At 31.9% G+C, this 21,558-nt stretch carries 23 protein-coding genes; 4 read left to right on the top strand and 19 right to left on the bottom strand.

The window, feature by feature from the left end; translation table 11 throughout:
- Positions 1–46: 46 nt before the first annotated feature.
- Together CWS20_RS15320 and CWS20_RS15315 are read right to left on the bottom strand one after the other, a co-directional pair.
- Entirely contained in the window at positions 47–1,180 is a 1,134-nt protein-coding gene (locus CWS20_RS15320) for a 3'-5' exonuclease (RefSeq protein ID WP_066196470.1), read from the bottom strand.
- A gap of 18 nt (positions 1,181–1,198) precedes the next feature.
- Positions 1,199–1,630: a hypothetical protein gene (locus CWS20_RS15315; protein ID WP_066196467.1), complete on the bottom strand. Its 432-nt coding sequence runs from the start codon at positions 1,628–1,630 to the stop codon at positions 1,199–1,201.
- Positions 1,631–1,938: 308 nt separating this feature from the next.
- Between CWS20_RS15315 and CWS20_RS15310 the strand changes: the two genes are divergently transcribed.
- On the top strand, positions 1,939–2,136 hold the full coding sequence (locus tag CWS20_RS15310) for a helix-turn-helix domain-containing protein (RefSeq protein ID WP_066196464.1): 198 nt from the start codon (positions 1,939–1,941) through the stop codon (positions 2,134–2,136).
- 70 nt (positions 2,137–2,206) lie between these two features.
- A complete protein-coding gene (locus CWS20_RS15305; protein WP_066196462.1) occupies positions 2,207–2,845 on the top strand; it encodes a hypothetical protein in 639 nt (212 codons plus the stop codon).
- A 356-nt stretch (positions 2,846–3,201) separates the two neighbouring features.
- Here CWS20_RS15305 and CWS20_RS15300 read toward each other — a convergent pair whose 3' ends face one another.
- The 8 genes from CWS20_RS15300 to CWS20_RS15265 all read right to left on the bottom strand — a co-directional run bounded on the left by CWS20_RS15300 (position 3,202) and on the right by CWS20_RS15265 (position 14,843).
- Positions 3,202–9,069: a phage tail tape measure protein gene (locus tag CWS20_RS15300; RefSeq protein WP_066196459.1), complete on the bottom strand. Its 5,868-nt coding sequence runs from the start codon at positions 9,067–9,069 to the stop codon at positions 3,202–3,204.
- Positions 9,070–9,188: 119 nt separating this feature from the next.
- A complete protein-coding gene (locus tag CWS20_RS15295) occupies positions 9,189–9,521 on the bottom strand; it encodes a hypothetical protein (protein ID WP_066196453.1) in 333 nt (110 codons plus the stop codon).
- Positions 9,522–9,821: a phage head-tail connector protein gene (locus CWS20_RS15290; protein WP_066196451.1), complete on the bottom strand. Its 300-nt coding sequence runs from the start codon at positions 9,819–9,821 to the stop codon at positions 9,522–9,524. It lies immediately after the preceding gene.
- Complete coding sequence (locus CWS20_RS15285) at positions 9,818–10,123, bottom strand: hypothetical protein (RefSeq protein WP_142385388.1); 306 nt, start codon at positions 10,121–10,123, stop codon at positions 9,818–9,820. The genes CWS20_RS15290 and CWS20_RS15285 overlap by 4 nt, the downstream gene beginning before the upstream one ends.
- 67 nt (positions 10,124–10,190) lie before the next feature.
- On the bottom strand, positions 10,191–11,123 hold the full coding sequence (locus CWS20_RS15280; protein WP_066196447.1) for a major capsid protein: 933 nt from the start codon (positions 11,121–11,123) through the stop codon (positions 10,191–10,193).
- Between the two features lie 27 nt (positions 11,124–11,150).
- Positions 11,151–11,738, bottom strand: coding sequence for a DUF4355 domain-containing protein (locus tag CWS20_RS15275; protein ID WP_066196445.1), 588 nt, complete (start codon positions 11,736–11,738; stop codon positions 11,151–11,153).
- A gap of 82 nt (positions 11,739–11,820) precedes the next feature.
- Positions 11,821–13,098, bottom strand: a complete 1,278-nt coding sequence (locus CWS20_RS15270; RefSeq protein WP_066196443.1) for a phage portal protein — start codon at positions 13,096–13,098, stop codon at positions 11,821–11,823.
- A gap of 17 nt (positions 13,099–13,115) precedes the next feature.
- On the bottom strand, positions 13,116–14,843 hold the full coding sequence (locus CWS20_RS15265) for a hypothetical protein (RefSeq protein ID WP_083957343.1): 1,728 nt from the start codon (positions 14,841–14,843) through the stop codon (positions 13,116–13,118).
- A 374-nt stretch (positions 14,844–15,217) separates the two neighbouring features.
- Here CWS20_RS15265 and CWS20_RS15260 point away from each other — a divergent pair, with 374 nt between their 5' ends.
- A complete protein-coding gene (locus CWS20_RS15260; RefSeq protein ID WP_066196440.1) occupies positions 15,218–16,090 on the top strand; it encodes a tyrosine-type recombinase/integrase in 873 nt (290 codons plus the stop codon).
- 20 nt (positions 16,091–16,110) lie between these two features.
- On the opposite strand, the gene CWS20_RS15255 is transcribed toward CWS20_RS15260, so the two are convergent.
- Positions 16,111–16,548 carry an IS630 transposase-related protein gene (locus CWS20_RS15255; RefSeq protein ID WP_066196438.1) on the bottom strand — a complete coding sequence of 146 codons (438 nt, stop codon included), beginning with the start codon at positions 16,546–16,548 and terminating at the stop codon, positions 16,111–16,113.
- A 174-nt stretch (positions 16,549–16,722) separates the two neighbouring features.
- Here CWS20_RS15255 and CWS20_RS15250 point away from each other — a divergent pair, with 174 nt between their 5' ends.
- Entirely contained in the window at positions 16,723–17,493 is a 771-nt protein-coding gene (locus tag CWS20_RS15250) for a hypothetical protein (protein WP_066196436.1), read from the top strand.
- A 174-nt stretch (positions 17,494–17,667) separates the two neighbouring features.
- On the opposite strand, the gene CWS20_RS15245 is transcribed toward CWS20_RS15250, so the two are convergent.
- The 8 genes from CWS20_RS15245 to CWS20_RS15220 form a co-directional block, all read right to left on the bottom strand.
- The gene (locus tag CWS20_RS15245; protein WP_066196433.1) at positions 17,668–18,408 is read right to left on the bottom strand and encodes a type II toxin-antitoxin system PemK/MazF family toxin; all 741 of its coding nucleotides are present in this window, start codon (positions 18,406–18,408) and stop codon (positions 17,668–17,670) included.
- A 163-nt stretch (positions 18,409–18,571) separates the two neighbouring features.
- Complete coding sequence (locus tag CWS20_RS15240; RefSeq protein WP_066196431.1) at positions 18,572–19,510, bottom strand: hypothetical protein; 939 nt, start codon at positions 19,508–19,510, stop codon at positions 18,572–18,574.
- A 23-nt stretch (positions 19,511–19,533) separates the two neighbouring features.
- Entirely contained in the window at positions 19,534–19,926 is a 393-nt protein-coding gene (locus CWS20_RS28720) for a helix-turn-helix domain-containing protein (protein WP_241504200.1), read from the bottom strand.
- A 17-nt stretch (positions 19,927–19,943) separates the two neighbouring features.
- Positions 19,944–20,270, bottom strand: coding sequence for a hypothetical protein (locus CWS20_RS15230; RefSeq protein WP_066196428.1), 327 nt, complete (start codon positions 20,268–20,270; stop codon positions 19,944–19,946).
- 4 nt (positions 20,271–20,274) lie between these two features.
- Positions 20,275–20,427, bottom strand: coding sequence for a hypothetical protein (locus tag CWS20_RS28050; protein ID WP_157090524.1), 153 nt, complete (start codon positions 20,425–20,427; stop codon positions 20,275–20,277).
- Positions 20,424–20,576: a hypothetical protein gene (locus tag CWS20_RS28045; protein WP_157090523.1), complete on the bottom strand. Its 153-nt coding sequence runs from the start codon at positions 20,574–20,576 to the stop codon at positions 20,424–20,426. The genes CWS20_RS28050 and CWS20_RS28045 overlap by 4 nt, the downstream gene beginning before the upstream one ends.
- 247 nt (positions 20,577–20,823) lie before the next feature.
- Positions 20,824–21,027, bottom strand: a complete 204-nt coding sequence (locus tag CWS20_RS15225; RefSeq protein ID WP_066196426.1) for a hypothetical protein — start codon at positions 21,025–21,027, stop codon at positions 20,824–20,826.
- 14 nt (positions 21,028–21,041) lie between these two features.
- Complete coding sequence (locus tag CWS20_RS15220; RefSeq protein WP_066196423.1) at positions 21,042–21,554, bottom strand: hypothetical protein; 513 nt, start codon at positions 21,552–21,554, stop codon at positions 21,042–21,044.
- Between the last annotated feature and the right edge of the window lie 4 nt (positions 21,555–21,558).

The following is a 21,558-nucleotide window of genomic DNA, read 5'->3' as shown; positions in this document are numbered from 1 at the left end:
ATTTTGCAGTGCGTTCTCTTTAATATTAAAATGTGCATTTTATTGATCAACTTAATGAATACAAAGAATCATTCGCTAAAATCATACTATTAAATTTAGATAATGGGATAGCTTTAATATCTAATTGCTTTGCTTTTTCTAATAATACATAATCACCATCGTCTGAATGTATTATTATATCAACTTTATAGCCACTTGATCCTTTATTAACACCTTTAATTTCCATATGCTCAAAAAGAATACTTTCCACTTCGCCTTGAATTCTTATAGGTAAGCAAGCAATATTAATCATCTTCCCTTTAAATTCTTCCAGCTTTTGATATGGAGGTTTAGTTTGAATCTCTACATTCCCTTCAAGTGGTAAACGTGTTCTTTCAATAGTACCAGAGCTTAAATCTATTTCTCCGGAAACTGCGTCAAGAAACCATACATCAGTTTTCACTTCAACTTCTAAAGAAGTAGCTTTCTCTAGCTTACTACCTGGATTTTCTCCACATATCAAATAATCAGTTTTTGCTGATACACTTCCTGTCACTTTTGCTCCACATTTTGAAGCAATTTCCTTCATCAAAACCCGTGGAAATTGACTTGCGCCAGTAAACACAATCGTTTTGTCCTTAAAAATTGTACTTTCACCATATATCCTAGCAACAGTCTCTACTATATTATTTAATTGTTTTGGTTTTACTTTATATAATGGTATCCATGTGCTAGGATTTACCTTTGTCAATACTTCAAAAAGTACCTTCACATCACCTAAGGCAGTATGACTTTGTGAATTTTCTAGTTCATAAAATGAAGTCAAATATGCTAACGCATAGGAAAATAAATAAGGATTGGCATATTTAATAGCTCTAATTGAATCATAACACTGATGCTCTTCATCTAACCAACCGTAATGAACTAAAAATTTCCTATCAAATGAAACGTTATGCGCCACTACGGGATAGTTATATCGCTCAACTATATCTCTAAAGCACTCTATTTTAGTTATGTCTCCAGAAATATCACCATATCCTTCGCCCATACCCAAGTGAATTAAAGATGGGTCTTCTATTTCAGCTAAATGCAGCTCATTAACAATATTATTCTTTTCAATAACAAGTAAAGCAACTTCACGTATACCTTCTTCTAAGTCGAAACCGCCTGTTTCTATATCAACTAAAATCATGTTCTCCATATTAGAAACTCCATTCTTCTAGAATTCTAAATTTATTCCAAATCTATTCTTGGTAAAGTTAATAATAGACTCTTTATTTTCGAAGGTTTCAGTTATCTTTTCACTTACAAACTGAAAATGTTCGCTATATTTACTTCTTCTTATAGTGAATACCATTGAAGCATTTTTCCCTTCGTCATTTTCATATTTGATAACATCTTTATAAATTGAAGTATATTGATACTTACCTACTATTTCATCATTTTCAATCACAAGGACTAATGCATCATTTTTAATATCCTGAAAATTAACTTTTTGAAGATCATATAGTCCAATTGAACTCCAATTTTTCGTACCATTATCCAAATGAGATAATAGCAATTTCTCATTTTTAAAACCCATTACATGAATTTTTCCATTTTCAATTTTTAATATACCGCTTGTAAGCTCATTAATTCTTTCTTGTATCATGTATACCTCCTGCTAGTAAATATATATCGTTTTTCAATGTACCTATGACCATTACAAAAGTACCATGATACATTCGCCATCAGATGTAAAATACCTTCTAAATAATAAAAATAGATAGATACATTTTCTTTTTTATTCAATGTCAAATATTCACACTATTAACATTTAAAATAATGACAAAAACATAATTTGATAGTAAAAGTATATAAAATTTATTTTGTCCACACAAAAAAGTTTCTTAATAGCTCGATTTATTTTTAAAGGGATAAACAAAAGAAATAGAGAATATTAATTTGAGGTGAGCCAAAATGCCCTACAAATGTAAATTAAAGGTTATCTTAGCCGATAAAGATATTAAGCATGGGGAATTTGCAAATAACATTGGGATTGATAAATCAACATTTAGCTCAATAGTGAATAATAAATCGTTACCTAGTTTTGAAACTTTGTATGACATTGTTGAAGAATTAAGAAGGATTGACCCTGACATTCGGATGTATGGGTAAAGGAGGAATAGTAAAATGAGTAAAAAACCTTTAAATAGATTATTAATAAAAAAAGGTAGATGGAGCGAATGTGATTAACAAATTTATTGACCAATATTTATATTTTTTAACACCATATCACTTAACTATTATTGGTGTCGTAGCCTTTGTAATTTTATTACTAATAATTACTTTAATTTGTCGAAAAAAGAATGATTCCTTATCTGCTCAAACGCTCACACATATTTTAGTTTTTATTTTTGAGATAATAACAATAACAACTATTATAAATCTATTGATATCTGGTAGTTCTAATGAAACTGATTCTTTTTTAAATATCCTTCGTAATCATATATTTGCGTATACTCTATATCAACTTTTGTTATTTGTATTTTTTAAACTTAAGGATTCTTTATACCAAGACGGATTAGCAGCAGTTAAAAATGTATCAGATAAAATACAGATACATGCAGAATTTGAAGAACAAGTTCCCTTGGAGTTAATTGACAAATTCCGTGAATATTATGATAAGAATAATGTCACTTTACCAAAGAAACATAAACAAATAATTAACGTAATTTTAGACAATGCAATTCTGTACAATAATAAGGAAATTAACACCCAGAACTTAAGATTTAATTTAAAGCTTATTTCACAAGAAATGGAACATGAATCCAAAATCTTTTCTTTCAGCTGGATGAATTCTATATTATTACGAATAGCTAAATAGAAAAACTACTTAATACTATCGGTGTTATCTTCAATGCATTAGGTATCCTTGGAGGGGTTATAGGTTGGTCAACAATCGATCATGAAACTTATAAAACTGCCTCAGAGGTATATGAGGAATTGTGAGATAACCCCTACACAGAGTCAAGTTTTAACGTAGCTAAATCCATTTGGGTTAGTGAGGTATATAGCTTAATTAGCGTTGCAACAGTTAGTATAATTGGTGGATTTATTCTTATGGGGATTGGTCATATTATAAAGAACCAAAGAGGATTGATTGGGCAATTAAAAGTTAATAACGAAGTAGCGTAAAAAAATGGGGATAGCCAAATTAATGACTATCCCCTCCTAAGTTGCTTAAATTCTAGCTCCCATAATTTTTACACCACTAACTATATTGCCGAGTATGTGATTGGAGGCAATTTCTTCTATCTTCTTCTTAAAATGATAATCACCATAAATATTACCGTCTATTTGTAAAGTCACGTTATTATTAATTACTTGCTCACTTCCTGCAGGATTCTCAAAACTTGGTACTTTCGGTTGCTTAATCATTGGAGTTGAATAATTAATTCCAGTCTGTGCAAGGTTTTTCAAATTTAAGCCCTGCAATGCCTTAATGGTTTTCTCAGATATACTCATAGCTTCAAGAAGATTCTTTGTATCATGTTTATTAGATATCATTTCCTCTTCATGCACAATCATTGCTTTCCCTTGTGAACCCCAAGATGGTAAAATCCCACCCTGTTTCGCCTGAGCTATTTTAATCGGCTTATAATCTTTACCATTTAGATATCTGTTAGCTTGATTGATAAGGTCAATAAGGTTATTACTCAATGACTTACCTAACAAATTAGCATTATCTTTGATGTTTTTATAATACTTCTCTAAATCTTTCTGAATTTCCTTAGAGCTTGCATTTATGATATCCGACCGCATTTTATTAAATTTCCGTTCATCATTTAATAAATTATCATAATCAGACTCAACCTTTTCCTTCTCCTTATTTAGATTATCAATCCGGTCATTTCTGGACTTATCATCTTGCATATCTGCAATCGAGTCATCCATTTCCTGTAATTGTTTAGTTAACTCACTTATGCGCTTTTTAGCAGCAAACGAATCATCTAGGGATAACTCAACAATTTGGTCTAAAATTTCTTGTCTATCTTTCTGTGATTTCTCTAATCGCTTCTTATAATCTGCTTCTTCTGCTTCTTTATTAATACCATTAATAATCTTGTCTATAGCACTGATAGCAGCATCCCTTTGAGCTTCAGCACTCTTTTTGTATGTATCAATAATCTGATTAGCCATTGATGTACGTTCATCTAACAATTTTTGCTCTAATGAGTAAAGTTCCTGGTATCGACTAACTAATTGATCTTCCAATAAGGTTTTTTGTGCCTGGTTTAAATTCTTATTGGCTTTAATCTGCTCATTTAGAAACTTTATAGCTTTCTTATCTTGCTCAATTTGCTTATTGAGAATATCCTCTTTTTTGCCTTGTTGTTTAATCCATTCTTTAGATGTATCAGTTTCTCTGCTTTGAATTAAATCAATCTTAGCTAAGTCATCCTCATAAGATTGTTTTTTACGGTCGTATGCTGCTAACTGAGATTCAACTATTGCCATATACAGTTGTTGCATTTCATTTTCTATCGATAAAATTTCTTGTTGAAGTTGAAGCACCTGAGACTTAGCGTTATCAACACTTTGCATCTGTTCAGCATATGAGGAGCCATTAGACATACCATTCAAATATTTTAATGGATCAATAGCTTTACCGTTCTGTTCAATTTGAAGATGAAGGTGAGCACCAGTTGATTGACCAGTATTGCCAACTTTACCGAGTACATCTCCAGCTTTGACCTGTTGTCCAGCTTTGACCTGTTGTCCAGCTTTAACATTTAGTCCGTTCTGCATGTGCATATACTTAGCAACCATGCCATCATCTTGCTGAATAACTACCCAGTTTCCTGCGGATTTACTGTATGATGCAGTGATTACTTTACCGCCACGTAAAGCTTTAACTGGGTCACCTTGTCGTCCGTTGTTTGATAAATCCAAACCCTTATGAGCAGAGCTACGACCATGAGTATCTCCAAATTGTGATGTTTGTTTGAAATTGTTAAGGTAATAATCTGCAACAGAATTAGTACCACCGTCAAAGATTTTAAGAACCTTGTCAGCGTAATTCTTTACACCAGTCCACGTACTGTTACCAGAGTTGAGTATTTTAGAAACATTACCAGCACCAGCGTTGTAAGCCCATAAAGCTTTTTCAATATCTCCACCAAATTTAGATATTTGTTGAGAGATATATTTAGTTCCACCCATAATATTCTGATGAGGGTCATATGAATTTTTAACTCCTAGTTCTCTTGCTGTTCTAGGCATAAGTTGCATTAATCCTTGTGCACCAACGCCAGATTTAGCTTTAGGATTAAAGTTAGATTCAACCTGGATGATTGCAGCAATTAGATTAGGATCAACTCCGTATTTACTTGCTGCTTGATTAATAGATGAAGCATATTGCCCTGAGTAAGAACCAGAAGGGGAGGAGGAGCTAGATTTTATAATTCCTGTTTGCTGGATGTTTCCTGATTTGATTTGCTTCTCTAGTGACTTGGCTTGATCAGCAAGTAAATTCTTTTTCTTCTCTAGTAGTTTTAATTCGGATTTCAAAGCATCCTGATATTTCTTAGAGTGCTCAGGGAACTTTGCTTGTATAGCTCGCTGTTTTTCTAATTCTAAATTTAATTTTTCTGTTGCTTGCTTGTATTTATCTTGTAGATAAATTGCCCTCTCAGTTTCTTTATTAGCTTTAGAAGTAGTATCCGTTAACCCTGACATTGATACGTTTGTTCCAGTAAAAGCAGAAGTAGTTGATCTAAGTCCTTCACTAAGTTGCTTCATAGCCGCTTCATATTCTGAGATGGCTTTTAATTCCGGAGAATTCACTGCTTCTGCATATGACATGGTTTTCATCATTGCTTTACCAGCTTCAGTGAATGTCATAGATTGAGCATCATAGTATGAAGCCCATCCATCGGCTAACTTCTTCATTAATCCTTGTTCAATTTGTAATTTAAACTGAGCAAGCGTTTTAACATTTTTCAAGTCAACATCATATGCTTTTGCAAGTGTACTAACCATTTTATTATTTCCGCTAACAACTTGCTTAAAATACTGTTCATTATTTGAAAGTTTTTTGGTTATTGAATCTGTAGCTTTATTAGTTTCTTCATCAATACGTTTCGCCACCTCTTGGCGAAGCTTAGTTTCATCATTAAGGTAAGCAAGTAACTCAGGATATTTTTGCATTAATGTACTAATAGTTCCAGCAGATACTTGATGTTTATCATTTAACTCATTAATTACCCCATTCAATACCTCAATATTAGCAATGGCATCATCATAAGTTTTAGCTAATTGGTCTACACCTTCAGTAGCGCCTCCTAAAGCATCCCCAAACCCATCTATTCCATCAGCACTGTAATCTAAAGTATTTGATAAGTCGCCAAATTTACCAGAAGTATTATTTAATGCTCCATCGTATTGACCGTAGGCAGATGCTCCATTTTTAAGGCTTTCAGTCATATCTTCGATAGCTTTTTGACGGTTCTTAATATCTGTAACTTCGGCTTCTTTATTTTGAACCTTAGTCATTATTTCAGTATATTTGTCTAAATCTTTGCCACCAATAGTAAAAATGTTATTATATTGACCAAATTCATTAGCCATTTTCTTATAATCTTCATTGAATAATCCTAATCTTTCTTGAGCATCAAGGACTTTTTCTGCAAATGATTGGACTCCTGTAACCTCATATTTCTTATTCATCTCATTTACAAAATCAAAGTCTCCTTGCATGTCTTTCGAAAGCTTTGATTGTTTTTTAGTTAATTCTTCTAAATCATTTTGTGCTGTTAACAAAGAGTTAGATAATAATAGACTAGCGTTATTAAGTTGTTCCTTAGACATTTCTTTGATGACACCGATATAATCACTTAGCTTGTCCTTATTAACATCGATGACCTCGCCATATTTCCCTGTGACTTCTGTAACCTGAGGAGCAATTTCATGAATCTCATCTAAGACATTTTTATATTCTTCATTCGCCTCAGCATTTTCATGAATTTGAGGTTTTAACTCTTTGTATTTCTGAGCTAAATGCTCAAGTCTTGAAGCATTATCTAAATGTTTTTGACCAGATTCAGTAAGGGTTTGCGCTGTTTCTAGATTAGCTTTAGATACACCAGCAATAGCACTACCAATCATTTCAACTGCAACTAAACCAGCACCAATCCACCCTAGAGATAATTTTGCGCCTTTAGCGACTGTAGTAAGCAGACCAAACACTTTAACTAGACCATATAACCCAGCTGCTAATATAGGAAGTTTAATATTCCATCCGTCTGTTGCTTCAGTCAGATCCGTAAAACCACGAACCATAAATGTTACTGCTTCTAAAAACTTTACAATTGCACCTCTAGCACCAGTTTCACCAATTACCATTGCTAAGTTTTGAAGACTAGCTATCATCTCATTGGTTTGGAATTGTAAGCCTTCTTGGAAGGTTTCTAATTCCCTTGTAGCCGACCCATAGCTATTCATTGACACTTCAGTGTTTCGAAGTGCACGATCTTGATTTTCGATTAATGCAATAGTCTTTGATACATGCCATCCTCCACCCAATTGACTGGCGATAGCATTTTGTGTTTGACTATCGAAATTTTCCCATTGTGCTCCTAAGTCCTGCATTACATCTGTTAATGACCTTAATTCTCCTGACGCAGTTTTAGTTTGAATACCAATACCTTCTAAAGCACTTTGCGTTCTTTCTCGTAAAAATCTACTAGATAAAGTTTTAAGGAACGTACCTGCTTCATTACCTGAAATTTTCAAAGTTTCTTGTACTGTTGATGCTGAACCCACTAATTCATCAAACGTCATGCCTGCAACTTTAGCTGAGGATGAAGCTTTAGATAAGGCTTGGCTTAAGCCTACTGTATCGGCTCCTGATTTATTGGAGACTTCATTTAGTGAATCTACTACCTTAGAAACATCTTCCAATTCCAATTTAAATTGCCTGTAAATTGCTACCAGCGAGTTTGCTGCATCTGCGTTAGACTGAAATTCACCTACAGTTTTCAGTAACATTGATTGGTCGTTGAGGAAATTTGCTTCTTGTTCGTTAAAGCCTAATTTTGCAATTTCTCCATACGATTCTAGAACACTGTCTATTGTTTGACCGAATTTCATAGCCGCTCTATCAGCCTGTTCAAATATCTGGACAATGTTACCGTCTTCTAGAACCTTATTAATTGATACTAACCTTTCATCCAACACATAAAGAGTATCAATTAAACTGTTAATCGCTTGAAATGGTAAAAATAATGCTGTTGCAGCTGCAGCATATACAGGCATACGGACGAATGCATTCTCTAATGTGCCACCAAAGTTTCTGACCATACCTTGAGCATCTCTTGCGTCAGAGTTGATATTTCTAAACTGCATTCTTAACCTATCCATTTGGTGATTTAGGTTAGGGGTATTTGAATTGAGGCTGTTAACGGAGTTTAACCAGCTATTTATACCAGTTTGGTCAAAATTAGAACTATTACCGTACCTTCTCGTTAAATTCTTAGCATCCAGTTTAGCTTGTTCCTTAAACATTGCCAATTGGTGTTTCATTTGCTGATTCTGTCTGCTAATTTGAGTATTGATATTTTGCTCAGTCTGTAATTGACGCTCTCTAATTGCTGCAGAATTATCAGTAGTGCTTCTTCCAACAAGAGCAAAACCATTTGTACCATGAATATTACGAAGTTTATCTAACTCAAATTTTAGCTTTTCGACTTGGCCATTAGCACGAGAAATTGTTAAATTGAATTTTTCTAAATCCCTTGTGACTGGATTAAAAGATTTGTCTACTTTTACTGATCCAAGTTTACTATACTTATCAACTGCTCTATCCAATGATGTATAGATTTCTCTTACTTTTTTAACTTCTTTATCTCCAACAATGCTAACTTGCTTACCATTGATTTGACGTTGCATCTGTTGGACTTGTTGACTTAATTTAGCTACCTGTTTTTCATCTATGCCAATATTTATCTTCAAGTCAGTACCAATTTTATTTAATTGTTTTTGCATAATCTTAACTGTTTGTTGTTGGTCTAACTTTCCTATAATTTTAATTGATAATGGATTACTCAATATAATCACTCCTTTAAAATGTAAAAAAAATACCCTAAAGAAAAGAACATATTAATGCTCACTTCTTTAGGGTATTTTGATATGTTCTTATGGCTAGTACAATAAAGTTACTAGCCATATTATTTTTTCAACTCTGTAATTAGTATTTCATAATGCCTTTCATATTTAAGAGGATATTCAATTCTATAATCATTTCCTCGGAAGCTAAATCGGACTTTAAAATCTAGCCTATCATCTGGATCAGAAAAGAATCGATAATTCACTTCTGGAACTCGAATTGCATATCTGTCACTTGCCATTTGTGGACTATACGGTTGCCAACTTCTTATTATGAATGGAATATTAGGGATGTAATCCATTACAGGTCGTCCATAATCATCTGTTATTACATTACCTTCTTCATCCCTTAAAACCACTTGAGTATAAATATATCCAGTTTTATCTTTTTTCATTTATACTTTTATCCTTCTCTTTGCGTTGAGCTGGCTCATTATATTCTCTGGATAAGAAGTCATATAGCTTTCTGACAAATCACCTTCAGTTCTTGATTTAATACTCTCATTATCTAGTTTCTGATAATCAAAAATAACCATCTTTACAAGTACAGAATCTAATGATGAAGGTATTTCATCTAACCAACAATGGTTTAGAATAAAACTTTTTGCATCATCCAGTAAAATGTCTATTTTCTGTGACAAGTTCTCGTCATTTTTCAAATTAAGCAATAATAATAATTTATCTTTTACATTCATTGCTGTCCGCCTTCTTCATCTTTTAAAGCTAGTAAATATTCTTGAGCTTTTTCTTTACCTCTAATTGTTTCACCATTTGGAAACTCATAATAGCCGCTACCCTTATGATACTTATCGACATCTTGAGATAGTTGTATGTCGTCATCTTGAGTTTCCTTTTCTCCTTCAATTAGAGTGTAATTAAAATCATGAATTAAGACATTTTTGACTGATTCTTCATTAGTTAACCCAATACCATTTTTAAATTGGATTCCAGAAGTAATGCCATTATACAAATTACTAGGTGTTTTAATTTTATACATAATTTCTCCCTTCAAATTTAAAGGAGGATGAATTATTCACCCTCCTTTAAATTTTAATAGTCTAATATTAGACAATTAGCCCTTTTAGTCTTGCAGCTGCCTTACCATTGAAGATACCAACACCTGTATAGAATTCAATACGAGTACGGTATGAAGGCTTTTCTTGAAGCTCTCCTAAGTCATATACTTGTACACCACCATTGGTTAAACCAGATACATACTCATCTGCACCGAATTTAACAGCATAAATAGAAGTAGTATTAGCAGATGTACCCTGAGATTCATCGTGACCGATAATTTTTGTACCATTTGGTTTTTCACCTGCATCGAAAAATGGAATCCCATCATAAGCAAATACTGATTTACCAAAGCCGTCCAATGCTTTTTCATCATAACCTAATTGACGGGCAATTGATTTTACTTTAGTTAAAGTTTTTGAATCCATATAAAGAGCATCTGCTTTACCTTGAACAGAGCCGATAAATTCATCCATGATTTCCATGAAAGCATACATAGCTCCTTTGTCTTGTGAATCTAACTGGAATCCGTTATCTGCAGCAGAAATTACTTGTTTACCAGTTAATCGCTTTTTAAGTCCATCAAATGATTTTGGATCAACTGCAGTATCACCATTAAAGAAAGTATCTTGAAACTTATAAGCAAGTGCTTTGACTTTCATTGTAGTTTGAATTGCTCTTTGATCATTAAAATTACTACGAGTCTTTTGAATAAATTTATCTGTGTCTGCATCTCCACCCATGATTACTAGGGATTCACTTTTTGGATTGACAGTCCCAGTAGATTCTTCATATCCTTCATTAACTGAACGAAAAGCGATACCAGGTAATTCTTTTTCTTCGTTATACGTATAAGCGTTTCCTTCAATCCCCATAAAAGGAAGCTTTTGAAGTACTGGAGCATTTAATACATAAGTCTCCATAACCCCACGTTTTAATTTATTTTGAGATAGTTTTGCTGATTCTAATAATGTAATTGCCATAATTGTTCACCTTATCCTTTAAAAATTTTATTTTGTTTGTGTAAACCCTTGACTAATTAATTGTGAAGCAGAAAGACTGCCTAAATCAGGCGATCCACTACCACCGCTTGGCGGAATATAATCCCCATCGTTTAATCTACTTTCAACTTCAGTTTGAACATAGGATTGCATAGCTTCTTCAAACTTAGTTAAATAGTCCAATGTCTTTGCTTCATCATCTGAAACCACTAAATCCACAATAGAAAGTGGAAGCTTCTTCTCATTAGCTACACTTTGAGCTTTGAGTTTCACTTCTGCAACTTTTGATTTTCTTGCTTCTTCTTCCCATTTCATTTCTAATTCTCTGATACGTTTTTGTTCTGGTGTCTCATCTGGATAGCGTTTCTTAATTTCTTCCTCTAATTTTTGAGGAAAAGTTTTTTCCATCCATGTATTTAAGCCTTTATCAAAATGCTTATCTTTTTCTGATGAAAGCCACTTTTTTGCATCATCATTAGAATTAACAAAAGCCTGAACCCCTTCAAGTGTTGGTGATTTCAACCCCTGAAGATACTCTTTTACTGTTTGATCATCCTTATTTGTTTCTAAAAATGCTTGAATATCTTTTAGTTCCATTTCCTTCGTCCTCCTATGCCCCTCCAAGTCAATAAGCCCTAGTAGTGCAATTAAATTTATATAATAAAAAAGCCGATAAAATTTAATTATCCGCTTCTGTTAAAACCTTACCTATTTTTGCTTTTCTTTCTTGCTCTTTAAACCATTTCTCCAATTCAGCTGCAGGATTTTCAACAAAAGGAATCTGAGCTAATAAAGTTTCTTGTGGTACTATTTCTTTCAACTTAGAAAAACTATCCGCCAATGAAGTTATATCGACAGGGATATTCATGCTCAGCCGGAGTTTAATTTTATTATATGAAAATTTCTCCCTAGTCTTTTTATATACAAATTCAAAGAAATCTTTCAATCTACTTTTATCAATAGTCTCCAATTGACTTTGTAAAATAATACACTTGTTCTCGAGACTAATTAAACGACTTCTAAGGGCACTCCCTGATAAATTGCTTTGAAGTGGTTGATTAGTATCCATATGACTAGCTGCCTTATAAATTTTATCTTCTAAAGTATTTAATAAGTTTTGAACAAATGTATCATTAAAATTTTTGATTAAATAATCAACAGTGACACCCGCAGGAGCATTAATTACACCTTTTTTCTTCATATTAGGTATGTCTTCATCATCTAATTCTCCACCAGTAACTTTAATTAATGCTTGTCTAAAATCAGAAACTTCATTAACTAAATCAGACAAAGTATTACAAAAGGCATCATTGGCAGATTTAATATCATCAAGCATACTTGTTCTATCAAGGTTAGGGGAATACACTGTAATAGGTGGAGTTTTAAAATTGATTCTTCTTTTGGATTCAAAAATAATTTTTTCATCAGATACCAAATGATATGTATAAACCATATTTTTATAGTAAACATCCAGCTTATTTTTTTGATCAAATATGCCTTCTGGATATTCATGAAGAGCTAATTCAACTTTCTTTTCAACGTTTCCTCTTTCAACTACTAGGGTATTTATTGGAGTTAAAACACCACATTTAAAAGAAAGATTATCAGTGTATTTAACCTCATACGACTCTCCAAATTTTAGGCCTTCTAAAACTAACCTTTGATTATGAACCCTAATCCATTTTGAAAAGTGTTCATCAACTAATTCAAGAGCTTTTAGGTCATCATCCATTGATATATATGCAGGCCTATTCCCTAAAGCATATGCCACCTCATCATGAACAAATTTTCTAAAATAGTTAATAACTACTTTAATATTGCTCCGTGAATCGTTATAAGCATAATTTTTTAAGATATCGAATTTACCCTCATAATAATCTTGATAAATTTTCTTTGCTTGTTGCTGTTGTCTTAGTAATCTTAGATATTGCTTTATAATTTCATCATTAATATCCATTTTTTCACCTCCTTAAATCACCAATCATAAAATTTTATTCTTCGGTCAACAACTACTTCATCTATAATTCGATTAAATTCAGCCGTCAAATCGGGCGCATCATCATGCTTTGTATACCGCTCTCCCTCGTACGAAAGTATTTGAGACGTAAATTCAGTATCTTCCTCAGCAAATGTAAAAAAGCCACTATCCACTTTATGTGCTATGGCTCTAATCTTAGCCTCTTTATTTTTATTTTGTCGCTCGTTTATAATTTCAATCCTGCGCCTCTTCAGGGAAGGATTTTCATTAATTGACTTCTTAATATCTCTAACATCTGCACCATTAAAGGTATTTTTCTCAATCCAGACGTGAGTAATATCCTTGTATTCCTCTAACAAATCAATAACTTTTTTCAGATAATCCTCATATTCTAATCTTTCCACTATTCCTTTTCTAACCCATCTGAATGTATTAGGAGTAACAGAGCCTACCAATAAAGCGGTAAAGTCATTATGTTCCTTAGTTTCTACCGCTGGATCACAACAAAGGATAGTTTTAACGAATATCTGTTTTTCAATTGTTTCCCTTGGCTCAGTAGTTATATTATGGAAAGCTTTCTCACCAATTTTAGAAGCATCATTTTGCATTTCTTGTTTAAATGCAGTTGGGTCTGAAAAATAATCAATTGCCATAGTAAGACAATCATATTTATCTTCCCATAGTACAGGAAATTTCATAGCCTGCTCATTTTGATAATAAAACTCCTTAGCATTATCAATAGCCAGTGGATCATGAGAATTAAAGTAAATCTTTTTAAATTCAGCCCAAAGCCCTTTTGAAAACAACTTATCTACATCATCATCTAATATTGCTTTCCTTACGACATGCTTATAAGTTCTATCTTTTAACAAACGTGAAATAAAGCAGTCTTTATGCAGAATAGTTCCAAGAACAATGTATTTTGTCCCCATTTTTATTTTCTTACCATCACGATATACAGGCTTATCCCCTGCATAATATGAATCTTCAACCCAAGTACTATATTTTTTATCCCTTGCCTCTTGAGTAAGTACATCAACTTTACTTTGGTAATCGTCTGCAATCAGCAATGTAGGACGTTCGCCATTAAACTTTTTACCCCTAGGACTACTTGTGGAAGATATTGCTTGTATTTTTGTATAGTTAGCTAATTCAAGCTCTAAGCGATTGACAGTAAACTTTGAATCAATTAACTCTCCAAAGGCAAATCTTATGTATGGATTCTCTTCAAAAGCTCTCCTTGAGTCACGTATGAATTCAACTGCATCTTGTTCTGTTCTTCCTGCAACAAGCGTATAGGTTGAAACTTTATAACAATGTGCCCATACAGATAATGCAAAGTCACATACAGTTGTTTTAGCTGCACCCCTTGGCATAACAAGTTCAAGCTTATCAAATGAATCATGTATAAAAAGGTCTTCTAATGTATCCCATATTTCATAATGAACACTTGCTAATTTTCTTGCTGTATTACTTGGCTTCGGAATAAAAGTATCTTGAAGAAAATAGTTACAGAAGAAATGAATCGACCTTTTACCAAGTGAATAAGCTAATCCACCTTTACCAAATAAGTTATCCTCTTGTTCTTTCATTAATTGTCTAACTCGTTTTAGAGCTTTGTCAGTAGGCATACCCATTTTAATTAAATCCTTAAGAAGATACTTTCTCAAAGTATTACGATTCTCAGGAGTATCAATAAGGTTAATGTCTATTTTATCTGCCAATATAACACCTCCAACTTTTAAAAATTTATTATAATACTGTAACCGTTGCTGCGGGCATTTTTCATTATTTTCAATTTAGAATACCCCCTACAACAATGCATACAAGGCTGATTATGATGTGCATTTTCTCCAGGTTATATATGTATTGATCACTATACATCCACTTACAAGCTTATTTAAGTAGGTTACAACCCAAGCACATTTAAAATAATCATACTTATTTAACACAAAATAACTTCGCATAACTTTACTTATGCGAATATTTATATACACTTATGCGAAATAATATGGTATAATTTAGTTATAAACAAACGGAAATGACATACTTTTTACATAATCTCAATTTCGCATAACTAATATTAGGAGGATGAGCAATGGAAAGCAATAAAATGTTAATCGAGGAATTTATCTTTCAGTTAAGGAAGGCTGAGAATACGAAGAAAGCATACCAACGTGATTTAGAAGTGTTTAACCAATACTTATCTAAAGTCAACATAAGTATGGATGACTTAACACAACAAACAGTTCAATTATTTATTTCTTCTTTAGAAAACGGATCAGTGAAGAATACTAAAGGAACAAGATATAGTCCTTCAAGTATTAATCGTATCTTTGCTGCTATCTGTATGTATTGTGATTACTCTAACCAACGTAAATGTGTTAAGGAAATAGATATCAATAAACCTTCTCATATATCTAAACAAGCACCTAAATCTATTGAGATAGAAGACATTGAAAAAATTAGACTAATGGTTGCTAACAGTAAGAAAGCATCATCTCAAAGGGACTTGGCTATTGTTGATATGCTAATGTTAACTGGTATACGTGTTGGTGAGCTTGTCAACCTAATTAAGGATGACATTGAATACAGTAAACGAGATAAGCTTTATTACATTCATATCAACGCTTCTAAGGGAGACAGGGCACGAGTAATACCTATTAATAAAGATAAGTTTAAGTATATCAGTCGTTACATAGACTCACGCAATGATGAATCTGAATATGTATTTATAAGCAATAGACAATCACAATTAACAACAAGATCAATACAATTAATGCTTAAAGAATTCGATATCACTCCACACATGCTAAGGCATTCCTTTGCTACCAGACTAGCTAGAACAGGTAATGACTTAAGTATGGTTGCTGACCTTTGTGGTCACTCTATAACAGTTGCACAACGTTATACAACGCCCACAGACAAACAAAAAGCAGAAGCAATAGCAAAAGCCTTTACTCTCGATTGATGGGATGTAAAGGCTTTTTATTATTCCTCATTATTCATTTGTTCAATCATTTGCTGTTCCCACTTTTCTTGCTCTTGTTCAAGGATATCAGAGTTTACCGTTTTTCTATCGTTTGTGTTTGAAGAAATATTAATTTGTTTAGCAAGCTTTCCATCAATTCTTTCCACATTATAAATATTAGCATTATACCTTACTCTTTGATCTGGCGATGTATCAGCTAATTCAATAATATTTTGAATAGATTTTTGATAATGACTATACCATAATTGTTCCCCAAAATTTCGAAGCTCTTGTCTAAGCTTGTCTACCTCGCAAACAAAGTCAGGATTATCAAGCCAATTATAAATAGTCTGCCTAGACACATCGAATTCTTTACTTATTGTTACCTTATTCATATTCCCAGTCGCTAAAGCATATTGTACATTTCTCTGCTTTTCAGTCCATATGTTCTGTGACATGCTTATTTTCCTCCTTTACAATTTGACATGATTTATGTGTATTTTTACACTTATTTAACTCTTAATTTATTTACAGAATAAAACACTTAATTCTAATATAATAAAAATCCATACTCCAAAATACATAGAAATTATTGTATGATAAAAGAAAGCATATTGAAAGGTGTGTATATTTTGGAAACAGCATCGTCCCATATTAGTCAACAATTTTTAAATAAAATCCTAAGTAAATTAACTAATAGTTTCTTTCATCCTATGGATTTTACTATTACTACCACAGAAATTAACTACCTAAATAAGCTATCAATTACCATACAATATAATTATATTGATAAGTATATTCTAGAAGCTGAGGTATCAAGCCCTGATAAAATAGATATAACCTATAAACCAGGTTATATGCTTCGTAAGGAGAAATATACTGGAATTAATAATAGTGAATTTTTATATAAAATCCGTGATTGGTTAGACAATATTTATAACGAAATGAATCAAAATCCTATTACTCGAAAAGTTGATAAACATGACCAAATACTAAAAGATATACAAGAAAGAATTAATTCCATAGAAAATGGTGATACAGCATTCACTCAAAGTGAAAAAGCAGAAATGGAAGATAAATTAGTAGATTTAACTCAATCTTTTGAGACCTTTTATGAAGAACAAAAAGAAACTAATTCAAATCTAAAATCTGAAATTAGACAATTAAACACAGACATTGAGACCTTAAAGAAACAGTTAGACCTTATGACCAAAAAAAGTTGGTTCCAATCTCTATCAGTTAGAATGTATAATTGGTATACATATAGCCCATTAATGATTAGAAGGCTTGCTGGTTTCACTCGTGAATTGTTACCAGAAGAAGTGAGGGAAGTTGTGACTCAAGAAGCTTTAGATCAACTGATTCCCCTTGAAGAAGTTACCAATGAAGAAGAGAATTCATAAGACCCTTAAATGGGTCTTATTTTATTTCCAAAAACACGAATAAGACCTCCAACGTAAAGGGAAGGAGATCTAAATTAAGTCCTTTTATTTGGACTGCCCATTATGGGATAGTATTTATCTGACTTTTGTCAGAGCCCTTGCGGGATAGTTTTTATGTAACAATTTAATAATAAATTAATCTTCTACTTTTGTCAAATGTTTTTCTAAATTTTCTTGATCAATGTATATTTCAGCTAACTTATTATCAATCTTTTTTAGATTTTTGCTATCTAGTCTAAAGGTAAAAAGTTCATCCCCAGAATTCTTAGGAGCATGAATTCTTATTTTACTTAAGGAACATATTTGACTCAAAATTGCAACTGTTCCTTTTTTATAATCAATTATCTTTTTATTTAGACTTTTTAACTCTTTTTCTATTGAAACAATTGGTTGTCCGTTTTCCTGAAAAAGTTTCTTCTTAGTTTCCTTTTTCCTAATTTTCTCCTGTATATTAGATATTTCTTCTGAAAACAAAGAGTACCCAAGAAAAACTTCGTACTTTTTATCAATATCATTTTCTGTTTTATTATCAGGCAAAGATCCTAATGGTATCACGGTCACTGTCCTATTAGATTTGGCATTATTTTTTTCTATTACTAAAGCATAATGTAATCCACCTTGTTCGCTACCTACGTTAAAGCCAAAATCGGCTTTAACAACCATTCCCCTCTTATATGCTATTAAAGATTGATAATTAAATGATTGTTCGTTTAGTAAATAATCAGCACTCCATGTATTCAACCAATATAACAACTTTTTTGCGGTTACTATATCTTTAGTTTTAATTGCTTTTTTTAATTCGATTAGCACTGCATCAGTAGTTGCCTCAACTTGCTGTTCATTATTCGCTCTAATGTTTACTCCAATTCTACCCAATACTACCCCCTCCAATCTTCACCATATTATACCATAATTCGCTAGTTTAATAGGCAGAAAGAAGAGGAGTAATATTTTAATTTTTCTTATATATCGAAATCCTTAATATAATAGGTAACCAAACTTAATTCGATTAACAATCTAAATTTCCTCTTGATTAACGTTATTTTTTTATAAATGATGTACCAACTGTGACATACTGCTTCTCTTCATTAAAATCCCATGGCCACGAAGCAAAATGATAAGTTTTCTGAAGACCTATATTCTTCTTGGAAATTAATCTCTCAATTTCAAAAATCGAGCCAGATAACTGATATTGTTTTAATTCCATTAATAATTCCTTATTTTTTAGAATATCCAAACTTATTTTATAAAGACCACCGAAATTCTTATTAAGATATTTCCTATTTTTAGAATTAATCTCAAATAGGTCAGAAGAAACAGCTACAACTCCTTCTTTAACCAATGCTCTTTTTATAGTCCTAAAAAAAGGAATTAAAATTCTATTATTTGTTGTTAATGCAACTTCGTTAATCTTTTTAAAATGTTCAGATAAAAACTGATCATCAACATCTGAAAATACACCTATGAAAAAAGCAGGAGGAAAAAGCTGAGTTGTAATACTATCAACAAATATAAAATCAAATTCATTATCTAATGAAATTGATAGATTATTTTCAAAATATTTCGGTAATCCGTCTCTGAATTTTTCTGTTTGCTTTATAAGTGAAGTGAATCCATCTTCATTAAAAATCTTTTTTAGATACTCAATTTGTTGTTCAATTACCCCAGTAAAATCTCCAGAAACAATTTTTACTTTTTCTCTATTTTCCTCTGATAATTCTTTTGTAGCCTGAAGCATTGAACTTTGATCATAGTCAATTATTACAGTAGAATCAAACATATTTACAATTTTTTCAAGCGAGAAATCATTACATGCACCCGCACCTATTATTAAAGCCTTTTCAAACTTTTTAACATTTTCATCAATCGTATTTTTCAACCAATAATCGCACGCTTCTCTTGTTTGGTTCCATCTGTTTCTTTGCTGATTTCTACTCTCAACATCATTAAATGAAATATAAATATCTCTTACTTTCAATAACAACACTCCCTTTATAATATCTATCGACAAAGAGTGGTTTTTCTTATATATTTCTTTTTATTTATATACTCAATTACATCACTTTTAAAAGATAACCGTTCTCTACTTGTTTGCTTAATTGGGACTAGACATTTATAATCCATTAGTTGCTTTATATTTTGTCTTGAGCATCCTAACATTTTGGCAACCTCATGAGTTGTTATTACTTCTAGCTCAATAAATTCTTTTAAAGAGTCAACATCTTTAAAGGCATGTTTTATAATAGTCACTTTATCGTATTCTGATTTAAGGTATGGTAACACCATTTCCACGATTTGCTCATACTCATTAACTGTATATTTTGCTTGCTCTAATTTAGCTTCCTTTTCTTTCAAATTATTGTATTCCTCAATTGATAAAGTCACTTGGGCCATGTATAATTTCCTCCCTTTTATTCCAACCCTAATTTTCGTTTTATTTTATTATTAGCCTTATTCAATTCCTCTATAGCAATCTCATAATCAATCAAAGTCTTTTGATATTCCACTATATTGTATTGATGCATACACAAGCTCAAATCCAAGCACATTACTTCGTCATACCATTTATTTGTAGTTGGATGATACAGTCTAATCACATGCTCATAATTACAACTAGGACAGCTATAAAAATGCTTATAAACTGGCTCCCTGTTGTAATAACCGACAAATGGTTTATGTGTATTTTTATTCCTAAATTTCCCCTTGCAACCTTTACAAACTACAAAATTAAATGCCATATGACTAAATCCAATAAGTTACAGATAAAGCAATTAACGCTACTAAAGTTAAATAAAAATATTGCACCTTGCTATCGTAAATCATTTCTTTAATATTTTGATACCCAAATATAACAATCATCAACATAAGTAAAATTTGAAATGACATTAGCATCATTCTTTATCCCTCTGTTCTTTGTGAATAGTGCCAGCCAATGACTCTAAAAGAATTTCTATTTTCTGTAATGTATATAAAATATCTTTCTGTACTTTATCTTCCTGTTGTTTCTGCTTACTCAAACTTTCACTAATTTGTTCAAAGTTCATCTATTTCACATCTCCAATTTTTATAATTAGGTCGCCTTAGCAGGAATCGAACCTACGAAATGCTATATCCATTTGAATATGCTGCTCTACCACTAAGCTATCAGGCAAAATAAAAAAGCCATTCATTTAGAATCGCTTTGAAATCACTTTTGTATATTTACAATTATCTCTTTTATATTTGTCTTTCCGCATTTATCACAAGATATATCCCTAACAAACGACTTGCAATGTGTACAATATTTTTGATTCACAATCTTTTCCTCTTTTTATCAACTTTAACTAAATCATTAAGTAGTAGAATCCTAAGTTGAGTTGTCCTAAGCATCATTTCTTTATTTTGCGATAAGATAAATTCAATTAAAGCTGTTCCTTCATTCGGCTTTACCTTAATTACTTTACCCTTCATCCTCATACTATTACTATAAATAATATCCCCTTTTACAATCGCCATATTATTCCCCCAGATTATTTATTTACTTGTTTCAGTACTTTATCCTTAATAAATTCATTATCAAGCGGTAACCCTGAAATACTATCTACAATCAGCTTTCGTTGTTCTTTAATTTTATCGTTCATCTCAATTACCTCATGAATGCGGTCATAAACCTGTTCGATTGACTCCTTCGGAAAGGATTTAAGCAACTTCTGACAAATAGGTGAATTTAATATAATTTTAAATTCATCATAAATCGTTTTTGGTTTCTTACTAGCAGTAAATTGAATATCAGTGAATTCTCTCAAGATGTAATAGGAAACAATATCCGCTTCATGATTTGGATCAATTTTCACATTTTCTTCTTTAGCAGTTTTAAAGAATACGGCCATTTTATTCAATAAATTATTTATCTTTTCTGGCTTGAAGAATGGGTACATCCTAACAAGATATTCATTGTCCTCATATGACAATGGAAATTCCAGATATCTGTAAAAATTTTGGACTTCTTTTTTTAACATGTTTGCTTTAAACTTTTTAGCCATTTTT

Source organism: Cytobacillus horneckiae, assembly GCF_002835735.1.
Taxonomy (GTDB): domain Bacteria; phylum Bacillota; class Bacilli; order Bacillales; family Cytobacillaceae; genus Cytobacillus; species Cytobacillus horneckiae.
The sequence above is the reverse complement of the archived record's forward strand: the minus strand, read 5'-3'. Positions and strand labels throughout refer to the sequence as shown.

Coding starts and splice junctions, on each gene's coding strand:
- CWS20_RS15320 (WP_066196470.1), bottom strand. CDS start 1,180: ATGGAGAACATGATTTTAGTTGATATAGAAACAGGCGGTTTCGACTTA.
- CWS20_RS15315 (WP_066196467.1), bottom strand. CDS start 1,630: ATGATACAAGAAAGAATTAATGAGCTTACAAGCGGTATATTAAAAATT.
- CWS20_RS15310 (WP_066196464.1), top strand. CDS start 1,939: ATGCCCTACAAATGTAAATTAAAGGTTATCTTAGCCGATAAAGATATT.
- CWS20_RS15295 (WP_066196453.1), bottom strand. CDS start 9,521: ATGAAAAAAGATAAAACTGGATATATTTATACTCAAGTGGTTTTAAGG.
- CWS20_RS15290 (WP_066196451.1), bottom strand. CDS start 9,821: ATGAATGTAAAAGATAAATTATTATTATTGCTTAATTTGAAAAATGAC.
- CWS20_RS15285 (WP_142385388.1), bottom strand. CDS start 10,123: ATGTATAAAATTAAAACACCTAGTAATTTGTATAATGGCATTACTTCT.
- CWS20_RS15280 (WP_066196447.1), bottom strand. CDS start 11,123: ATGGCAATTACATTATTAGAATCAGCAAAACTATCTCAAAATAAATTA.
- CWS20_RS15275 (WP_066196445.1), bottom strand. CDS start 11,738: ATGGAACTAAAAGATATTCAAGCATTTTTAGAAACAAATAAGGATGAT.
- CWS20_RS15270 (WP_066196443.1), bottom strand. CDS start 13,098: ATGGATATTAATGATGAAATTATAAAGCAATATCTAAGATTACTAAGA.
- CWS20_RS15260 (WP_066196440.1), top strand. CDS start 15,218: ATGGAAAGCAATAAAATGTTAATCGAGGAATTTATCTTTCAGTTAAGG.
- CWS20_RS15255 (WP_066196438.1), bottom strand. CDS start 16,548: ATGTCACAGAACATATGGACTGAAAAGCAGAGAAATGTACAATATGCT.
- CWS20_RS28720 (WP_241504200.1), bottom strand. CDS start 19,926: ATGGCCCAAGTGACTTTATCAATTGAGGAATACAATAATTTGAAAGAA.
- CWS20_RS15230 (WP_066196428.1), bottom strand. CDS start 20,270: ATGGCATTTAATTTTGTAGTTTGTAAAGGTTGCAAGGGGAAATTTAGG.
- CWS20_RS28050 (WP_157090524.1), bottom strand. CDS start 20,427: ATGATGCTAATGTCATTTCAAATTTTACTTATGTTGATGATTGTTATA.
- CWS20_RS28045 (WP_157090523.1), bottom strand. CDS start 20,576: ATGAACTTTGAACAAATTAGTGAAAGTTTGAGTAAGCAGAAACAACAG.
- CWS20_RS15225 (WP_066196426.1), bottom strand. CDS start 21,027: ATGGCGATTGTAAAAGGGGATATTATTTATAGTAATAGTATGAGGATG.
- CWS20_RS15220 (WP_066196423.1), bottom strand. CDS start 21,554: ATGGCTAAAAAGTTTAAAGCAAACATGTTAAAAAAAGAAGTCCAAAAT.